The 18,789-nt window shown below is 57.1% G+C and carries 19 protein-coding genes and 1 pseudogene; 16 read left to right on the top strand and 4 right to left on the bottom strand.

The features are described from left to right. The first annotated feature begins 148 nt into the window (after positions 1-148). From leuS to lipA, 15 genes and pseudogenes are all read left to right on the top strand, one after another. The gene (gene leuS, locus HMPREF1024_RS17975) at positions 149-2,731 is read left to right on the top strand and encodes a leucine--tRNA ligase (protein WP_004147581.1); all 2,583 of its coding nucleotides are present in this window, start codon (positions 149-151) and stop codon (positions 2,729-2,731) included. A gap of 14 nt (positions 2,732-2,745) precedes the next feature. Further along, positions 2,746-3,336 carry an LPS assembly lipoprotein LptE gene (lptE, locus tag HMPREF1024_RS17980; protein ID WP_009308182.1) on the top strand — a complete coding sequence of 197 codons (591 nt, stop codon included), beginning with the start codon at positions 2,746-2,748 and terminating at the stop codon, positions 3,334-3,336. Beyond that, positions 3,336-4,367, top strand: a complete 1,032-nt coding sequence (gene holA, locus HMPREF1024_RS17985) for a DNA polymerase III subunit delta (protein ID WP_002894692.1) — start codon at positions 3,336-3,338, stop codon at positions 4,365-4,367. The genes lptE and holA overlap by 1 nt, the downstream gene beginning before the upstream one ends. Beyond that, positions 4,360-5,010 carry a nicotinate-nucleotide adenylyltransferase gene (gene nadD, locus HMPREF1024_RS17990; protein ID WP_004176879.1) on the top strand — a complete coding sequence of 217 codons (651 nt, stop codon included), beginning with the start codon at positions 4,360-4,362 and terminating at the stop codon, positions 5,008-5,010. Before holA ends, nadD begins: the two co-directional genes overlap by 8 nt. Before the next feature lie 72 nt (positions 5,011-5,082). Continuing rightward, a complete protein-coding gene (locus HMPREF1024_RS17995) occupies positions 5,083-5,712 on the top strand; it encodes an adenosylcobalamin/alpha-ribazole phosphatase (protein WP_004191320.1) in 630 nt (209 codons plus the stop codon). Positions 5,713-5,934: 222 nt separating this feature from the next. After that, the gene (gene rsfS / locus HMPREF1024_RS18000) at positions 5,935-6,252 is read left to right on the top strand and encodes a ribosome silencing factor (RefSeq protein WP_002894623.1); all 318 of its coding nucleotides are present in this window, start codon (positions 5,935-5,937) and stop codon (positions 6,250-6,252) included. Positions 6,253-6,255: 3 nt separating this feature from the next. Then, positions 6,256-6,723, top strand: coding sequence for a 23S rRNA (pseudouridine(1915)-N(3))-methyltransferase RlmH (gene rlmH, locus HMPREF1024_RS18005; protein WP_002894620.1), 468 nt, complete (start codon positions 6,256-6,258; stop codon positions 6,721-6,723). A gap of 27 nt (positions 6,724-6,750) precedes the next feature. Next, a complete protein-coding gene (gene mrdA, locus HMPREF1024_RS18010) occupies positions 6,751-8,652 on the top strand; it encodes a peptidoglycan DD-transpeptidase MrdA (RefSeq protein ID WP_002894617.1) in 1,902 nt (633 codons plus the stop codon). Then, positions 8,652-9,764: a peptidoglycan glycosyltransferase MrdB gene (gene mrdB / locus HMPREF1024_RS18015; protein ID WP_002894613.1), complete on the top strand. Its 1,113-nt coding sequence runs from the start codon at positions 8,652-8,654 to the stop codon at positions 9,762-9,764. Before mrdA ends, mrdB begins: the two co-directional genes overlap by 1 nt. 11 nt (positions 9,765-9,775) lie before the next feature. Further along, a pseudogene (gene rlpA, locus HMPREF1024_RS0126075) lies at positions 9,776-10,923 on the top strand (endolytic peptidoglycan transglycosylase RlpA). 138 nt (positions 10,924-11,061) lie between these two features. Continuing rightward, entirely contained in the window at positions 11,062-12,261 is a 1,200-nt protein-coding gene (dacA, locus tag HMPREF1024_RS18020; RefSeq protein ID WP_002894539.1) for a D-alanyl-D-alanine carboxypeptidase DacA, read from the top strand. Positions 12,262-12,373: 112 nt separating this feature from the next. Continuing rightward, positions 12,374-12,637, top strand: a complete 264-nt coding sequence (ybeD, locus tag HMPREF1024_RS18025; protein ID WP_002894474.1) for a DUF493 family protein YbeD — start codon at positions 12,374-12,376, stop codon at positions 12,635-12,637. A 104-nt stretch (positions 12,638-12,741) separates the two neighbouring features. Then, complete coding sequence (gene lipB / locus HMPREF1024_RS18030; RefSeq protein WP_002894472.1) at positions 12,742-13,386, top strand: lipoyl(octanoyl) transferase LipB; 645 nt, start codon at positions 12,742-12,744, stop codon at positions 13,384-13,386. A 130-nt stretch (positions 13,387-13,516) separates the two neighbouring features. After that, positions 13,517-14,476 carry a YbeF family transcriptional regulator gene (locus tag HMPREF1024_RS18035; RefSeq protein ID WP_020803604.1) on the top strand — a complete coding sequence of 320 codons (960 nt, stop codon included), beginning with the start codon at positions 13,517-13,519 and terminating at the stop codon, positions 14,474-14,476. Positions 14,477-14,656: 180 nt separating this feature from the next. Beyond that, positions 14,657-15,622 (top strand): lipoyl synthase, encoded by a 966-nt coding sequence (gene lipA / locus HMPREF1024_RS18040; protein ID WP_002894467.1) that lies wholly within the window; start codon positions 14,657-14,659, stop codon positions 15,620-15,622. Between the two features lie 190 nt (positions 15,623-15,812). Here the strand turns inward: lipA and tatE are convergent, their stop codons facing one another. Both tatE and HMPREF1024_RS18050 read right to left on the bottom strand, forming a co-directional pair. Further along, the gene (tatE, locus tag HMPREF1024_RS18045; protein ID WP_002894464.1) at positions 15,813-16,019 is read right to left on the bottom strand and encodes a twin-arginine translocase subunit TatE; all 207 of its coding nucleotides are present in this window, start codon (positions 16,017-16,019) and stop codon (positions 15,813-15,815) included. 242 nt (positions 16,020-16,261) lie between these two features. Then, positions 16,262-17,050: a deaminated glutathione amidase gene (locus tag HMPREF1024_RS18050; protein ID WP_009308179.1), complete on the bottom strand. Its 789-nt coding sequence runs from the start codon at positions 17,048-17,050 to the stop codon at positions 16,262-16,264. An 89-nt stretch (positions 17,051-17,139) separates the two neighbouring features. Here HMPREF1024_RS18050 and crcB point away from each other — a divergent pair, with 89 nt between their 5' ends. Beyond that, complete coding sequence (gene crcB / locus HMPREF1024_RS18055) at positions 17,140-17,523, top strand: fluoride efflux transporter CrcB (protein ID WP_002894459.1); 384 nt, start codon at positions 17,140-17,142, stop codon at positions 17,521-17,523. 67 nt (positions 17,524-17,590) lie between these two features. Here the strand turns inward: crcB and cspE are convergent, their stop codons facing one another. Both cspE and pagP read right to left on the bottom strand, forming a co-directional pair. Then, entirely contained in the window at positions 17,591-17,800 is a 210-nt protein-coding gene (cspE, locus tag HMPREF1024_RS18060; RefSeq protein WP_002439184.1) for a transcription antiterminator/RNA stability regulator CspE, read from the bottom strand. Between the two features lie 194 nt (positions 17,801-17,994). Further along, positions 17,995-18,513 carry a lipid IV(A) palmitoyltransferase PagP gene (gene pagP / locus HMPREF1024_RS18065; protein WP_002894414.1) on the bottom strand — a complete coding sequence of 173 codons (519 nt, stop codon included), beginning with the start codon at positions 18,511-18,513 and terminating at the stop codon, positions 17,995-17,997. Positions 18,514-18,789: the final 276 nt, after the last annotated feature.

Below are 18,789 nucleotides of genomic sequence, written 5' to 3'. Positions count from 1 at the left end.
TCGCGAAATAATCTGCGCAGCTTTTGCCGATGTTGATGTGCGAAAAGCTGTTTTGACGTGGGCGTTTGGGCTATGCTATGCCGATCTGAAATAACACATCCATTGGCTACACTTTGTAGCTGTATTGAAAACAGGACCACTGGCTGCCATGCAAGAGCAATACCGCCCGGAAGAGATAGAATCGAAAGTCCAGCTTCACTGGGACGAAAATCGTACATTTGAAGTAACTGAAGACGAGAGCAAAGAGAAGTATTACTGCCTGTCGATGCTTCCTTATCCTTCTGGTCGACTACACATGGGTCACGTGCGTAACTACACCATCGGCGACGTGATTGCCCGCTACCAGCGCATGCTGGGCAAAAACGTCCTGCAGCCGATCGGCTGGGATGCGTTCGGTCTGCCGGCAGAAGGGGCGGCGGTGAAAAACAACACCGCGCCAGCGCCGTGGACCTACGACAACATCGCCTACATGAAAAACCAGCTAAAAATGCTGGGCTTCGGCTATGACTGGAGCCGCGAGCTGGCGACCTGCACCCCGGAATACTACCGCTGGGAGCAGAAGTTCTTCACCGAGCTGTACAAAAAAGGCCTGGTGTACAAAAAAACCTCCGCAGTGAACTGGTGCCCGAATGACCAGACCGTGCTTGCCAACGAACAGGTTATCGACGGCTGCTGCTGGCGCTGCGATACCAAGGTCGAGCGTAAAGAGATCCCGCAGTGGTTTATTAAAATCACCGCCTACGCCGATGAACTGCTGAACGATCTGGATAAGCTGGACCACTGGCCGGACACCGTGAAGACCATGCAGCGCAACTGGATCGGCCGTTCGGAAGGGGTAGAAATCTCCTTTGACGTCAACGACTACGCTGACAAACTGACTGTCTACACCACCCGTCCGGACACCTTTATGGGTTGTACCTACCTGGCCGTCGCGGCGGGTCACCCGCTGGCGCAGCAGGCTGCGGCGAACAATCCGGCGCTGGCCACCTTTATCGACGAGTGCCGCAATACCAAAGTGGCCGAAGCCGACATGGCGACGATGGAGAAAAAAGGCGTCGATACCGGCTTTAAAGCCATTCATCCGCTGACCGGTGAAGAAATTCCGGTCTGGGCGGCAAACTTTGTGCTGATGGAATACGGCACCGGCGCGGTAATGGCCGTTCCGGGTCACGACCAGCGCGACTACGAGTTCGCCAGCAAGTACGGTCTGAACATTAAGCCGGTTATCCTCGCTGCCGACGGCTCCGAGCCGGATCTCTCCGAGCAGGCGCTGACCGAGAAAGGCGTCCTGTTTAACTCCGGCGAGTTCAGCGGTCTTGATTATGAAGCGGGCTTCAACGCCATTGCCGACAAACTGGCTGCCATGGGCGTGGGCGAGCGTAAAGTTAACTACCGTCTGCGCGACTGGGGCGTATCCCGTCAGCGCTACTGGGGCGCGCCGATCCCGATGGTGACCCTGGAAGATGGCACCGTGCTGCCGACCCCGGAAGATCAGCTGCCGGTGATCCTGCCGGAAGACGTGGTCATGGACGGCATCACCAGCCCGATCAAAGCCGATCCTGAATGGGCCAAGACCACCGTCAACGGCCAGCCGGCGCTGCGCGAAACCGACACCTTTGACACCTTTATGGAATCCTCCTGGTACTATGCGCGCTACACCTGCCCGCAGTATCAGGAAGGAATGCTGGATTCGAAAGCGGCCAACTACTGGCTGCCGGTAGATATCTACATCGGCGGTATCGAACACGCCATCATGCACCTGCTCTACTTCCGCTTCTTCCATAAGCTGATGCGCGACGCGGGCATGGTGAACTCCGATGAGCCGGCGAAACAGCTGCTGTGCCAGGGCATGGTGCTGGCTGACGCGTTCTACTATGTGGGCGAAAACGGCGAACGTAACTGGGTTTCCCCGGTTGACGCCATCGTTGAGCGCGACGAAAAAGGCCGCATCGTGAAGGCCAAAGACGCGGCGGGCCACGAGCTGGTGTACACCGGCATGAGCAAGATGTCCAAGTCGAAAAACAACGGCATCGACCCGCAGGTGATGGTTGAGCGCTACGGCGCGGATACCGTGCGTCTGTTCATGATGTTTGCGTCCCCGGCGGATATGACCCTCGAGTGGCAGGAATCTGGCGTTGAAGGGGCGAACCGCTTCCTGAAACGCGTCTGGAAACTGGTCTACGAGCACACCACCAAAGGAGAGGTTGCGGCACTGAACGTGGCGGCTCTGAGCGAAGATCAGAAAGCGCTGCGTCGCGATATCCACAAAACCATCGCCAAAGTGACCGATGACATCGGCCGTCGTCAGACCTTCAACACCGCCATCGCGGCAATCATGGAGCTGATGAACAAGCTGGCGAAAGCGCCGCAGGAAGATGAGCAGGATCGTGCGCTGATGCAGGAAGCTCTGCTGGCGGTGGTGCGTATGCTCAACCCGTTCACTCCGCACGCCAGCTTCACCCTGTGGCGTGAGCTGAACGGCGAAGGCGATATCGACAACGCGCCGTGGCCGGTAGCGGATGAGAGCGCGATGGTGGAAGACAGCACCCTCGTCGTCGTCCAGGTCAATGGCAAAGTTCGTGGTAAAATTACCGTTGCGGTAGATGCAACTGAAGAGCAGGTTCGCGAGCGCGCCGGCCAGGAACATCTGGTGGCGAAATATCTCGACGGTAAAACCGTGCGTAAAGTGATTTACGTTCCGGGTAAACTGCTCAATCTGGTCGTTGGCTAAGCGCGGGAGGAAGCGTGCGATATCTGGTAACAATGTTGTTATCTCTGGCGGTGCTCGTCACCGCCGGCTGTGGCTGGCATTTGCGTAGCACTACCAAGGTGCCCGCCACCATGAAAACCATGATTTTCCAGTCGAGCGATCCGAACGGCCCGTTAAGCCGCGCGGTACGTAATCAGCTGCGTCTTAACGGCGTGGAACTGATCGACGCCAGCACGCTGCGTAAAGATGTCCCTTCTCTGCGCCTCGATGGCTCGTCGATTCAGAAAGATACCGCATCGGTGTTCCAGGATGGTCGTACGGCGGAGTATCAGATGGTCATGACCGTTCATGCCAGCGTCCTGATCCCGGGTCACGATATCTATCCGATTACCACCAAGGTCTATCGGTCGTTCTTTGATAACCCGCAGGCGGCATTAGCGAAAGACGCCGAGCAGGATATGATTATCCAGGAAATGTACGACAAAGCGGCGGAACAGCTGATTCGTAAGCTGCCAAGCGTTCAGGTAGCGGATGTTGAAGCAACCCAGCAGGAAGAGAAACCGGTCGCCAGCAGCGCGGCGCCGTCTTCCTCGGGTAACCGCGTCTCCACCACGCTGGGTCAATGATGATTCGGTTGTACCCGGAACAGCTCCGCGCGCAGCTCACTGAAGGGCTGCGCGCGGCCTATCTGCTGCTTGGCAACGATCCCCTGCTGTTGCAGGAAAGCCAGGACGCCATTCGCGAAGCTGCTGCCGCGCAGGGCTTTACCGAGCACCATACTTTTTCAATCGACAACAGCACCGACTGGCAGGCGATTTTCGCCTTAAGCCAGGCGATGAGCCTGTTTGCCAGCCGGCAAACCCTGCTGTTGATCCTACCGGAAAACGGCCCCAACGCGGCGATCAATGAACAGCTCGCCACGCTGGTTGGCCTGCTGCACGACGACCTGCTGCTGATAGTTCGCGGAAATAAGCTGACCAAAGCCCAGGAGAATGCCGCATGGCTCACCGCCCTGGCTCAGCGCGCAGTCCAGGTCAGTTGCCAGACGCCGGAATACGCGCAGCTGCCGCGCTGGCTGGCCGCCCGGGCCAAACAGCATCAGCTGCAGCTCGACGACGCGGCCAGTCAGCTGCTGTGCTACTGTTACGAAGGCAATCTGCTGGCGCTGGCGCAGGCGCTGGAGCGTCTGGCGCTGCTCTGGCCGGACGGTAAGCTAACCCTGCCCCGCGTTGAGCAAGCGGTAAACGATGCCGCGCACTTTACGCCTTATCATTGGGTCGATGCCCTACTGGCAGGCAAAAGTAAGCGCGTGCTGCACGTCCTGCAGCAGTTACGCCTTGAAGGCTGCGAGCCGGCGATCCTGCTGCGTACTCTGCAGCGGGAGCTGCTGCTGCTGGTTACCCTCAAGCGCCAGGCGACGCACACGCCGCTGCGCTCGCTGTTTGATAAACATCGGGTCTGGCAAAACCGCCGTCAGCTGCTCAGCGACGCTCTCACGCGCCTGAGCGGGGAACAGCTACGCCAGGCGGTGACCCTTCTGACCCGCGCGGAGCTCACCTTTAAACAGGATTACGGGCACGACGTCTGGCCCGAACTGGAAAGTCTTTCGTTGTTGCTCTGCCACAAAGCCCTGGCGGACGTTTTTATTGATGGTTGATATGACTCAGTTACAGGCAATCTATGGCGGCACCTTCGATCCGGTGCATTACGGTCACCTCAAGCCGGTTGAGATCCTGGCGAATCAGATTGGCCTGAGCAAGGTCATCATCATGCCTAACAACGTCCCGCCGCACCGGCCGCAGCCGGAAGCCACCAGCGCCCAGCGCGTGCACATGCTGAAGCTGGCGATTGCCGATAAACCGCTGTTCACGCTCGATGAACGCGAACTGCGGCGCGATACCCCCTCCTGGACGGCGCAAACGCTGCAGGAGTGGCGCCAGGAGCAGGGGCCGCGCAAACCGCTGGCGTTTATCATTGGCCAGGATTCGCTACTGACCTTTCCCACCTGGCACAACTATGAAACCATTCTCGACAATGTCCACCTGATTGTTTGCCGCCGCCCGGGTTACCCGCTGACCATGGCGCAGGAAGCGGATCAGCGCTGGCTGGATCGCCATTTAACCCACGACGTGGAGTCTCTGCATAACCGCCCTTCCGGCGTGATCTACCTGGCTGAGACGCCGTGGTTCGATATTTCCGCGACGATCATCCGCCAGCGTCTTGAGCGCGGCGAGTCCTGCGCCGAGATGCTGCCTGCCGCCGTGCTGGATTACATCCGCGAGCAGGGACTCTATTGCTAACCCCAGGCTGGGCCTGGCGTGAAAAAAGCGCTATCGTAACGCCATCTCTTCATCGCCTGTCAGAGCCTGTTCATGAAATTGTGGTTAGTTCGCCATGGCGAAACCGAAGCCAACGTTGCCGGGTTATACAGCGGCCATGCCCCAACGCCCCTGACGCCGCGCGGCGTCGCTCAGGCGCGCGCGCTCGGCGAACGGCTGCGCCTGGCGCCTTTCGATAAAGTATTCTGTAGCGAGCTGGCGCGGACCGGGACAACGGCCGATCTGCTGCTTGGCGACCGCGCTATTCCGCGTGAGCGCCATCCCGCGCTCAATGAGATGTTTTTCGGCGACTGGGAGATGCGTCATCATCGCGACCTCCAGCGAGAAGATGCGGAAAACTATGCCGCCTGGTGTGCCGACTGGCAGCATGCGGCCCCCACCAACGGCGAAAGCTTTCAGAATTTTGCCCGCCGCGTCAGCGAGTTTATCCCAACGCTGACCGACTGCCGCCATCTTGACCATCTGCTGATCGTCGGCCATCAGGGCGTCCTGAGCCTGCTGACCGCCCTGCTGTTGCAGATGCCTGCGGCGGCGATGTGGCACTTTCCCATTGCCCATGGCGCCTGGAGCCTCCTCGAAATCCGCGACGATTTCACCACCCTGCGGGTATTAAATAGCCAGGCCGTCTGGCAGCCGCAAGAAGAATTCCCGCCAGACCATTGACAGGCCAGAGCAGGCTGTTATTCTCCGCTGCCAGGCAGCATCCGCCAAAGCCGGTTTGCAGAAATTGTTTTACAAAAATGGCGATGCAATCCGCGGCGAGGGATGGGATGATAGCCCGCCACGAACGCCTGCCGACAGACATTTCACCCGACTTTTTCATCAGTTCAGGTATACTGTCAGGCTCTTTATGATTATCAATCTTCACGCACCCAGGGGGAACACTTGCAGGGTAAAGCACTCCAGGATTTTGTTATCGACAAAATTGATGACCTGAAAGGTCAGGACATCGTTGCCATTGATGTACATGGCAAATCCAGCATCACCGATTGCATGATTATCTGCACCGGCACCTCCACGCGTCATGTGATGTCTATCGCCGACCACGTGGTTCAGGAGTCCCGCGCCGCCGGCATGCTGCCGCTGGGCGTTGAAGGGGAAGCCGCCGCCGACTGGATCGTCGTCGACCTCGGCGACGTGATGGTCCACGTCATGCAGGAAGAGAGCCGTCGTCTGTACGAGCTGGAAAAACTCTGGAGTTAATGCGTGAAGTTGCAGCTGGTGGCCGTTGGCACCAAAATGCCGGACTGGGTACAGACCGGCTTTAGCGAGTATCTGCGCCGTTTTCCCAAAGATATGCCGTTCGAGCTGGTGGAGATCCCTGCCGGTAAGCGCGGTAAGAACGCTGATATCAAACGCATCCTCGAAAAAGAGGGCGAGATGATGTTAGCCGCTGCCGGTAAGAACCGCATCGTGACCCTGGATATTCCGGGTAAACCATGGGATACACCGCAGCTGGCGCGCGAACTGGAACGCTGGAAACAGGACGGGCGCGACGTCAGTTTACTGGTAGGCGGCCCGGAAGGTCTCTCTCCCGCCTGTAAAGCAGCGGCGGAACAGAGTTGGTCGCTCTCCACCCTCACCTTACCTCACCCGCTGGTGCGCGTACTGGTGGCCGAGAGTCTGTACCGGGCGTGGAGCATCACCACCAACCACCCGTACCACCGTGAGTAATGATGATCAGGGTAGACTAAGCAGCGAATGAAATTACAGAATTCTTTCCGCGACTATACGGCTGAATCCTCGCTGTTCGTGCGCCGGGCGCTGGTCGCTTTTTTGGGGATTTTGCTGCTTACCGGCGTTCTGATCGCCAACCTGTACAATGTGCAAATCGTTCGCTTCGACGACTATCAGACGCGCTCGAACGAAAACCGCATCAAGCTGGTGCCGATCCCGCCGAGCCGCGGCATTATTTACGATCGCAACGGCACCCCGCTGGCGCTTAACCGCACCATTTACCAGCTGGAGATGATGCCGGAGAAAGTCGATAACGTACAGCAGACGCTGGATGCGCTACGCGACGTCGTCGATTTAACCGACGATGACATCGCCGGTTTCAAAAAGGAGCGCGCCCGCTCCCATCGTTTTACCTCGATTCCGGTAAAGGTCAACCTCAGCGAAGTGCAGGTGGCCCGCTTTGCCGTCAACCAGTACCGCTTTCCCGGCGTGGAAGTCAAAGGCTACAAGCGTCGTTATTACCCCTATAATTCGGCGCTGACTCACGTCATTGGCTATGTCTCAAAAATTAACGATAAAGACGTCGACCGCCTGGATAAAGAGGGCAAGCTGGCCAACTACGCCTCGACGCACGACATTGGTAAGCTGGGTATAGAGCGTTATTACGAGGACGTTCTGCACGGTCAGACCGGCTACGAAGAGGTTGAAGTGAACAACCGCGGCCGCGTCATTCGTCAGCTGAAAGAGGTGCCTCCGCAGGCCGGACGCGACATCTACCTCACCCTCGACCTCAAGCTGCAGCAGTATATTGAAACGCTGCTGGCCGGCAGCCGCGCCGCCGTGGTGGTGACCGACCCGCGTACCGGCGCTATTCTGGCGCTGGTTTCAACCCCGAGCTATGACCCGAACCTGTTCGTCGACGGCATCTCCAGCAAAGATTACTCCGCGCTGCTCAACGACCCGAACACACCGTTGGTCAACCGAGCAACGCAGGGGGTCTATCCGCCGGCGTCGACGGTCAAACCGTACGTCGCCGTCTCGGCGCTGAGCGCCGGGGTGATCACCCGCAACACCAGCCTCTTCGACCCCGGCTGGTGGCAGTTGCCTGGCTCAGAGAAACGCTATCGTGACTGGAAAAAGTGGGGCCACGGCCATCTGAACGTCACCAAAGCGCTCGAGGAGTCTGCAGATACCTATTTCTACCAGGTCGCCTATGACATGGGCATCGACCGTCTCTCAGAGTGGATGAGCAAGTTTGGCTACGGCCACTACACCGGTATCGACCTCTCCGAGGAGCGCTCTGGCAACATGCCGACCCGCGAATGGAAGCTCAAGCGCTTTAAGAAACCCTGGTACCAGGGGGACACCATTCCGGTGGGCATCGGCCAGGGTTACTGGACCGCCACGCCGATCCAGATGAACAAAGCGCTGATGATCCTGATTAACGACGGCGTGGTGAAGGTGCCGCATCTGCTGCAGAGCACCGTGGAAGACGGCAAGCCCGTACCCTGGGTCCAGCCCCATGAGCCGCCGGTAGGCGATATCCATTCCGGCTATTGGGAAATCGCCAAAGACGGCATGTACGGCGTGGCCAACCGCGGCAACGGCACCGCGCACAAATACTTCGCCAGCGCGCCGTATAAAATCGCGGCCAAGTCAGGTACCGCTCAGGTGTTCGGCCTGAAGGCCAACGAAACCTATAACGCGCACCGGATCTCCGAGCGCTTGCGCGACCATAAACTGATGACGGCGTTTGCGCCTTATAACAACCCGCAGGTTGCCGTGGCGATGATTCTGGAAAACGGCGGCGCCGGCCCGGCGGTCGGTACGATTATGCGCCAGATCCTCGATCACATCATGCTGGGCGATAACAACACTACGCTGCCAAGCGAAAACCCGGCGGTAACCGCAGGGGAGGATCAATAATGACGGATAATCCGAACAAAAAATCGCTATGGGATAAAATCCATCTTGACCCCACCATGCTGCTTATCCTGCTGGCGCTGCTGACCTACAGCGCGCTGGTTATCTGGAGCGCCAGCGGTCAGGATGTCGGCATGATGGAGCGTAAAATCGGCCAGATCGCCATGGGCGTGGTGATCATGATCGTCATGGCGCAGATCCCGCCGCGGGTCTATGAAGGCTGGGCGCCCTACCTCTATATTTTCTGTATCATCCTGCTGGTAGCCGTTGACGCCTTCGGCGCCATCTCCAAAGGGGCGCAGCGCTGGCTGGATCTCGGTATTGTGCGCTTTCAGCCGTCGGAGATCGCCAAAATAGCCGTGCCGCTGATGGTAGCGCGGTTTATTAACCGCGATGTCTGTCCACCGTCGCTGAAGAACACCGGCATTGCCCTGGTGCTAATCTTCCTGCCGACGCTGCTGGTGGCGGCGCAGCCTGACCTCGGGACCTCGATCCTGATCGCCCTATCCGGGCTGTTTGTGCTGTTCCTCTCCGGCCTCAGCTGGCGCCTGATTGGTATCGCCGTGGTGCTGGTCGCCGCCTTTATTCCGATCCTGTGGTTCTTCCTGATGCACGACTATCAGCGTCAGCGCGTGATGATGCTCCTCGATCCGGAAACCGACCCGCTGGGCGCCGGCTATCACATTATTCAGTCTAAAATTGCCATTGGCTCCGGCGGTCTGCGCGGCAAAGGCTGGCTGCACGGCACCCAATCGCAGCTGGAGTTTCTGCCGGAACGCCACACCGACTTTATCTTCGCCGTCCTCGCCGAAGAGCTGGGCCTGATTGGCGTACTGATCCTGCTAGCGCTTTATATTCTGCTGATTATGCGCGGACTGTGGATCGCCGCCCAGGCGCAAACCACCTTTGGCCGGGTCATGGCCGGTGGTTTAATGTTGATTTTATTCGTTTATGTCTTCGTAAATATTGGTATGGTGAGTGGTATTTTACCGGTGGTGGGCGTACCGTTGCCGCTGGTGAGCTACGGGGGCTCCGCCCTGATCGTACTGATGGCCGGGTTTGGTATCGTAATGTCGATCCATACCCACAGAAAAATGTTGTCGAAAAGCGTTTAAAGGGGTTAGCAATGCGTAAGCAATGGCTGGGGATCTGCATAGCAGCGGGGCTGCTGGCGGCATGTTCGAGTGATGACGTGCACAAAAAACGGTCAGTACTCCACAGCCGGCCGTCTGTAATGGCCCGACGGTTGAGATCAGCGGCGCCGATCCGCAGTATGAAACGCCGAACGCCACGGCGAATCAGGATTATGAGCGCGACGGTAAAAGCTACAAAATCGTTCAGGATCCGGCCAACTTTACTCAGGCCGGTTTCGCGGCGATCTATGACGCGGAACCCAACAGCAACCTGACCGCCAGCGGCGAAGCCTTCGATCCGACTCAGTTGACCGCAGCGCACCCGACGCTGCCGATCCCGAGCTACGCGCGGATCACTAACCTTGCCAACGGACGGATGATCGTCGTGCGGATTAACGATCGCGGTCCCTATGGCAACGATCGGGTCATCTCGCTTTCCCGCGCATCCGCTGACCGCCTGAACACCTCCAACAACACCAAAGTGCGCATCGACCCCATCATCGTCGCGCCTGACGGTTCGCTTTCCGGCCCGGGGATGGCCTGTACCACCGTCGCCAAACAAACTTACGCCCTGCCCGCCCGTCCGAATCTGGACGGTGGGGACGCCGCTGGCATGAGCCAGCCCGCGCCCACTGACGTTCGCCCGATCAGCAACAGCACGCTGACGCCGGCAGACAGCGTGGGCGCGCCGGTGAACAGCGGCGGTTTCCTCGGCGCGCCGACGCCCCTGAACAACGGCGTGCTGGAGAGTAGCGAACCAGCGGCAGCCGCCGCGACGGCTCCTGCCGCCGGCGCCACGCCAACAGCGCCAGTGACCGCGCCTGGCTCCATTCAGGGTAATGTGGCGCCCGCTGCGGCCACCGCCGCAGCCGCTGGCGCCGTGGCGGCCTCGTCCTCCGCGACCTCCAGCGCCAGCGGTAATTTTGTTGTCCAGGTGGGCGCAGTAAGCGACCAGACGCGGGCGCAGCAGTATCAGCAGCGCCTGAGCCAGCAGTTTTCTGTGCCAGGCCGGGTCATGCAAAACGGCGCGGTCTGGCGTATTCAGCTGGGTCCCTTTGCTGATAAAGCACAGGCCAGCGCCGTGCAGCAGCGCCTGCAAAGCGAAGCGCAGCTGCAGTCCTTTATTACTCGCGCCAACTAAACGCCGCGGGCCGCCCGTTCACCTCGCGCATGTAAAAGTCATTAACAAACTCATGCGCAATGTCGGATGCTGGCCCGCAGAGCATTTGCTATAGTAAGGCACTTTTTTAACTCCATCACGGATGCCGTTGTTCTGACCATGAAGACCTCTTTCACCGCTCGTTTACTCATTACGGCGCTCTCCGTTGCAGCGCTCTCCTCCGCTGCCCGCGCCGATGACCTGAATATCAAAACGATGATCCCAGGCGCCCCGCAGATTGACGCCGAATCATGGATCCTTATCGATTACAACTCTGGCAAGGTACTGGCTGAAAACAATGCCGACTCCCGCCGCGACCCGGCCAGTCTGACCAAAATGATGACCAGCTATGTTATCGGTCAGGCGATGAAAGCGGGCAAATTCAAAGAGTCCGATCTGGTCACCGTCGGCAACGATGCCTGGGCCACCGGCAACCCGGTTTTCAAAGGCTCTTCTCTGATGTTCCTCAAGCCGGGCATGCAGGTGCCGGTTTCTCAGCTGATCCGTGGTATTAACCTACAGTCCGGTAACGATGCCTGCGTGGCGATGGCCGACTACGTCGCCGGCAGCCAGGACGCCTTCGTCAGCCTGATGAACAACTACGTAAACGCTCTGGGCCTGAAAAACACCCATTTCCAGACCGTTCACGGTCTTGATGCTGACGGACAGTACAGCTCCGCGCGCGACATGGCGCTGATTGGCCAGGCGCTGATCCGCGACGTACCGAACGAGTACTCCATCTATCGTGAGAAAGAGTTCACTTTCAACGGCATCCGCCAGCTGAACCGTAACGGCCTGCTGTGGGATAACAGCCTGAACGTCGACGGCATCAAAACCGGCCATACCGACAAAGCGGGTTACAACCTCGTCGCTTCCGCCACCGAAGGCCAGATGCGCCTGATCTCCGCGGTAATGGGCGGCCGGACGTTCAAAGGCCGTGAGTCGGAAAGCAAAAAACTGCTTACCTGGGGCTTCCGCTTCTTCGAAACCGTCAACCCGATTAAAGCTGGCAAAGAGTTTGCCTCCGAACCGGCCTGGTTCGGCGACAGCGATCGCGCTTCGCTGGGGGTGGATAAAGACGTCTACCTGACCATTCCGCGCGGCCGAATGAAAGATCTGAAAGCCAGCTACGTGCTGAATAACACTGAGCTGCACGCCCCGCTGCAGAAAAACCAGGTTGTCGGCACCATTAACTTCCAGTTGGATGGTAAAACCATCGACCAGCGTCCGCTGGTGGTCCTGCAGGAAATTCCGGAAGGTAATTTCTTCGGCAAAATTATTGATTACATTAAATTAATGTTCCACCACTGGTTTGGTTAAAAATCGAACACTTGAAAGTGTGATTTCCATCCCCATATACTATTCATCCAAGTAACCTGATAACTCCCGCCCTTGGTGGGAGTTATTATTTTGTCGTAACACCGGAGCTGACATGAAAACCAAACTTAACGAACTGCTTGAATTCCCTACGCCATTTACTTACAAAGTAATGGGGCAGGCGTTGCCGGAGCTGGTTGATCAGGTGGTGGAAGTGGTACAGCGCCATGCGCCTGGTGATTACTCGCCGTCAGTAAAACCGAGCAGCAAAGGTAACTACCACTCGGTCTCCATCACCATCAACGCCACCCACATTGAACAAGTGGAAACGCTGTACGAAGAGTTAGGCAATATCGATATCGTTCGGATGGTGCTGTAACCTTTTCCCTGACCCGGCCGCCGTGCCGGGTCTTCTCATTCCCTTCTGTACGGCTGTGATATACTCCCCAACCTGAATTCTCTCTTCCCGGCGGAGATGTTGTTTTGCAGCACAATAAAATTCTTATCCGGCAGCTTGGCCTGCAACCTTACGAACCCGTCTCGCAGGCGATGCATGAATTTACCGACGCCCGTGATGAAGATACCCTCGACGAGATCTGGCTGGTGGAACATCACCCCGTATTCACCCAGGGTCAGGCCGGCAAAGCGGAACACGTACTGGTGCCCGGCGATATTCCGGTGATCCAGAGCGATCGCGGCGGCCAGGTCACCTATCACGGTCCGGGACAGCAGGTGATGTACGTCCTGTTGGACCTCAAGCGCCGTAAGCTGGGCGTGCGGGAGCTGGTGACGCTGCTGGAGCAAACGGTCGTCAATACCCTGGCTGAATATAGTATCGAGTCGCACCCCCGCGCCGACGCCCCTGGCGTCTATGTCGGCGAACGCAAAATCTGCTCTCTGGGATTGCGGATCCGTAAAGGTTGTTCTTTCCACGGTCTGGCGCTTAATATCGCCATGGATCTCACACCGTTTCTGCGTATCAACCCCTGCGGCTATGCCGGTATGGAGATGACGCAAATGCGCCAGTGGCAGCCGGCAGCCTCCCCGGAGACGGTCGCTCCGCGACTGGTCGCCAATCTGCTGGCGCTGCTAAATCATCCACCGCACGAATATCTTCCCCGGGATTAAGCGGCAGGCCAACGTCCCGCTGTCAGCGGGGCGCTAAACGAGTAACACGTTATTTTTGCAATCAATTGTCACGCACGGCAACGCGGTGGGCCGCTATACTTGGCCTATCATTCCCAACCGGACTCATCGCGTGCCAGAGAATACGCCTCCGTCAGAATCTCCTGACAGACAGGATGAACGTTACGATCGTCAAATGTTTCGCATCCTGCGTAATATTGACCTCAATCTGTTGACGATCTTTGAAGCGGTATACGTACATAAAGGTATCGTCAACGCCGCGAAGATACTCAATATCACACCCTCGGCGATTAGCCAGTCAATTAACAAACTGCGGGCGCTGTTCCCCGATCCGCTATTTATCCGCAAAGGACAGGGCGTTACCCCCACCGCCTATGCCACCCATCTTCATCAATACATCAGCCGCGGCATGGAAGCTTTCCTCAGCGCGCTGGATATCACCGGTAGCCCGCACCAGCAGCGGGTGATCACTATCGCCACTACGCCAGCGATGGGAGCGCTGCTGATGCCTGGCCTGGCCAGCGCGCTGAAGCCGACCTTTCCGCAGATCCTGTTGCACAATATCGCCATCGTCGACGCCGCGCGGCAGCTTGACCAGCGCCAGGTGGATCTGCTCATTGATACCCACCTGCACAGCGGCCAGGCGATAAGCCATCATGTGCTGTATCAGGATCGGGTACAGATGTACTGCCGCGCAGGGCATCCCGCGCTGGACGGTCCGCAGGATGAAACGACCCTCGCGGAGTACGAATTTGCGCTGCTGCTGCCGGAAGGCCAGCGCTACCCCACCCTCCATCGCCGACTACAGGAAGAGATGGGCGAGCGCCGCTGCGGCTTTAGCACCTTTAACCTGATGACCCAGGCGGCGATGATCGCCGGGAGCGATATGCTGGGTCTGACCACCGAACGCCTGTTCGCCATGGTGTCCCGTCTCTGGCCGCTGCAGACCCTGGATTTCCCTTCCCTGGGTGGAGAGCAGATTGACGTTGCGCTGCACTTTAATAAGCTGAGCGGGAAAGAGCCATTGCTGAAAGAGATCATCGAGACGGTGATCCGCTCGTTTAAGGCGTAGCGCACGGAAGGGAAAAGGATAAAACAACAACTATTTTACAATTTGCCGGGCAGGCAGGCTGCTTTCTGCCCCTTTTCAATGGTATACTGCCTGCTCTTGATTCAAAAATAGTTGATAATTGCAACATTTCATTGAATTAATTCGCTTTCCTTCGTGACTCGCAACTGGAACACGCACGCTATGAGTAAACCCATTGTGATGGAACGCGGTGTTAAGTACCGCGACGCCGATAAAATGGCCCTTATCCCGGTGAAAAACGTGGCAACTGAGCGTGAAGCTCTGCTCAGAAAACCGGAATGGATGAAAATCAAACTTCCGGCAGACTCGTCCCGTATCCAGGGAATCAAAGCAGCGATGCGTAAGAACGGCCTGCACTCTGTGTGCGAAGAGGCCTCCTGCCCGAACCTTGCAGAATGCTTCAACCACGGTACCGCGACCTTTATGATCCTCGGCGCGATCTGTACCCGCCGTTGCCCGTTCTGCGACGTCGCGCATGGACGCCCGGTCGCGCCAGATGCAAACGAGCCACAAAAGCTGGCGCAAACTATCGCCGATATGGGTCTGCGCTATGTCGTAGTCACCTCGGTAGACCGTGACGACCTGCGTGATGGCGGCGCACAGCATTTTGCCGACTGCATCAGCGCCATTCGCGAGAAAAACCCGTCGATTAAGATCGAAACGCTGGTTCCGGATTTCCGCGGCCGCATGGATCGCGCACTTGATATTCTGACGGTGACCCCGCCGGATGTCTTCAACCATAACCTCGAAAACGTGCCCCGTCTTTATCGTCAGGTACGTCCGGGCGCGGATTACAACTGGTCGCTGAAGCTGCTGGAGCGTTTTAAAGAAGCGCACCCGGAGATCCCGACGAAATCCGGCCTGATGGTAGGTCTGGGCGAAACCAACGACGAGATCATCGAAGTGATGCGCGACCTGCGTCGCCATGGCGTCACCATGCTGACGTTAGGCCAGTATCTGCAGCCGAGCCGTCACCACCTGCCGGTGCAGCGCTACGTCAGCCCGGAAGAGTTTGAAGAGATGAAAGCGGAAGCGATGGCGATGGGCTTCACCCACGCCGCCTGCGGTCCCTTCGTCCGCTCTTCCTATCATGCCGACCTGCAGGCTAAAGGGATGGAAGTTAAATAACCCACCGCTTCCGCCGCTGCGCGCCTGTTCGGCGCAGCGGCTCTCTCCGCTTCATCCGTTTCGCCTGTCCGTAACAGTTAGTTGCATCTTTTCTCCGCGGCGTCGACAAAAACGACAAAGGCCGCAACGATAAACGTCGCGGCCTCTTCGCCGTACCGCCAGCATCCCGTCAGGAGACGCAGCCGGAGAATTACTCTTTATGAGAGAGCTTCTGCGCCGGCGCTTCTTCTTCTGCGGTGGTTTTCTTCGCGCTATCGTCATCTTCGTTCATGGCTTTTTTAAAGCCCTTGATAGCCGACCCCAGGTCGCCGCCCAGCGTACGTAATTTCTTGGTACCAAACACTAAGATAATCAGTGCTGCGACTACCAGCAGTTTGGTAATACTAATCTCACCCATAGCTAACCTTCTTCTCTATACAAGCTGCGAATACGCCATCATACACGCATTTATCCGTCCTATTGTAATCCACCTGTGCGTGGGCTGCGTGTTTCGGCCCATAGCCTCCCCTCCGGGAGTGAGCGCTGAGATGTCCATCCTGACGTGCACAGCGAATTATTGGGATAAACAATACGGGTATTTGACGCGCGGACACAATAGCAATCTGTAACAAGGTGAATCAAGCCTTGTTTAAAAAAACGTCATAATAATTGCGGTGGCGCAAATCGTCGGTTCCGCAGCACTGGCAAACGCTCGCGAACGCGCGCAAGGTCATCCGCTGAGAGATCGGCAAAGATCAGCTGCGGCTCGCTCCCGGCCCCCGCCAGAGTGGTCCCCAGCGGATCGACGATGCGGCTCAGCCCGATATTGCGCGTTCCGCATTCGCCTGCCGCCACGATATAGCAGGTAGTATCGAGAGCGCGTGCCGCCAGCAGCGTCGCCCAGTGATGCTCTTTCTGCGGCCCTTTCACCCATGCAGCGGGCAGCACCAGCAGCTGTGCCCCATTCAGGGCCAACGAAAGCGCCAGTTCCGGAAAGCGAAGATCGTAGCAGGTCATCAGGCCAACGCGTAATCCCGCCACCTCAATCACCGGCGGGATCTGCTGACCGGACTCCACCCGCCGGGACTCCTGCATCGCGAAGGCGTCATATAGATGAAGTTTATGATAATGGGCGATCACTGCGCCTTCCCGCAATACCACCAACGTGTTGGTCGCTCTCCCCTCCCCTGACGGCACATGGAGCGTCAGGACCGTGGTCAGGCTGTTACGCCTGCTCTCGGCCAACAGCGGCTGCAAAAATGCGCCATCCAGCGGCTGGGCCGATTTAACTGACAGATCCGGGTCGTTGTCATCCCGCGCCAGCAACGCCTCCGGCAGCACCAGCAGCGCCGCCCCTTCTCGCTCCGCCTGCTGCATCATCGCCACACAGGTTTGCGCATTCGTCCGCCATACTGGCGTGACGGCAAATTGTCCTGCCGCTACCCGCATGTTCTTCTCCCGTCAGGTTATGGATAGCCAATCGCGCCCGATGCGCGCTACACTTGACACTCTCTTACATCAAATAGCAGGAAACGACCGTGTTTCAACTTCTTTGCGCCGTTTTTATTGGCGGCGGCACCGGCAGCGTATTGCGCTGGTGGCTCGGCATGAAGCTCAATCCTGTGCACCATGCTATCCCGATTGGGACTCTAACGGCCAACCTGTTAGGCGCCTTTGTGATTGGCGCCGGGCTGGCGTGGTTTAATCGTCTGACCGGTATTGACCCGATGTGGAAACTGCTGATTACCACCGGTTTCTGCGGCGGCCTGACCACGTTCTCCACCTTTTCTGCGGAAGTGGTGTTTCTCCTGCAGCAGGGCCGGGTAAGCTGGGCGCTGCTCAACGTCGCGGTGAATTTGCTGGGTTCGTTTGCGATGACGGCGGTCGCCTTCTGGCTTTTCTCGCAGGCGGCCAGCCGCTAAAAGCGAAGGAGACAGGCAAAAAAAAACCCGCTTATTAGCGGGTTTTTATATTCTACTGACGCGTTGCTTACAGAGCGATGACGTTTGCAGCAGAAGGGCCTTTGGCACCGTTAGTGATTTCGAATTCTACGCGCTGACCTTCAGCCAGAGTTTTGAAACCGTTGGACTGGATTGCAGAGAAGTGTACGAATACATCTTTGCTGCCATCTTCCGGAGTAATGAAACCGAATCCTTTGGACTCATTAAACCACTTAACGTTACCTTTAATCTTAGACATCAAAATTACCTTTATATGAAAAATCGACACTAATGCTGTGTCGGGTATCAGTACACCAATTGTGGTACCTTTTGTCCAGTGCAACTTTGCTAAAAAGTGATAAAAGTCGCTATCTTTTTTAGTGGGTAACGCTTTAGTCCTTGTTTTTGCACAAGACCTTCCGCTTATCTCATTTATTGCTAAGACTTAGCGAATTAAAACTGGATGCGCGCCCAGGCGAAGTAAACGTTACCGTTATTGTAGGTGCCGGGAATATAGGTCATCTGGAAAGTTGCCGGACCGTAACCTATTGACGCCAATGGCAAGATCACCGGGATCGGGATGTAGTTCCAGTTATCGCGCGCCGTGACGCCGAGGGTATAGCCAAGGCCGAGGTGGAAATTCTGGTCCGTCAGCGGGCGCCAGGTTTTCTCCCAGCCGTAGCCGCCGATGGGCTCCCACTTATTAAAAGAGTCTTTAAACGCCATCAGGTACAGGCCATGCCAGTTCCCTTTCTCATCCCAGCGCGAGACGCCGAAACCTGCCCCCCACGGACGTTCGTTATACTTATCGGTTTTTTCCTTGTCATAGGCAAAGCGCGCATGCCAGGTGATGGCTGGAACGTACAAATCATAGTGCTCCGGCTCATTCCAGGTCTGCGCTACGTTATTACTTAAGGTATGGTAACCTTCGCTAAGGGTCGATGAAAACGACGCGCTGGCGTTTCCGGACACCAATAACCATCCTAAAAAACCAAGAGAAAACAATGAAAAACGACGTAACATCAACACTTTTCTATTACCACTTTGATTTAAAAGCCACCTAAAATAGCAAAGATAATCTCAATACAGGTTGAACGAAATAAGGCAAACTCCTGATTTTCGCCCGCTGTCCATCAGAACGGCTTAACTATCCATCTGGTGATTATATCCAGGCGTGACGGGGGACGTGTAGTTCTTATCGCTTTATTGATTTGCATCAGCGAGTTTTGTCCGTTTTTTCGGCACATT

Source organism: Klebsiella sp. 4_1_44FAA (genome assembly GCF_000238715.1).
Taxonomy (GTDB): Bacteria; Pseudomonadota; Gammaproteobacteria; order Enterobacterales; family Enterobacteriaceae; genus Klebsiella; species Klebsiella pneumoniae.
The sequence above is the reverse complement of the archived record's forward strand: the minus strand, read 5'-3'. Positions and strand labels throughout refer to the sequence as shown.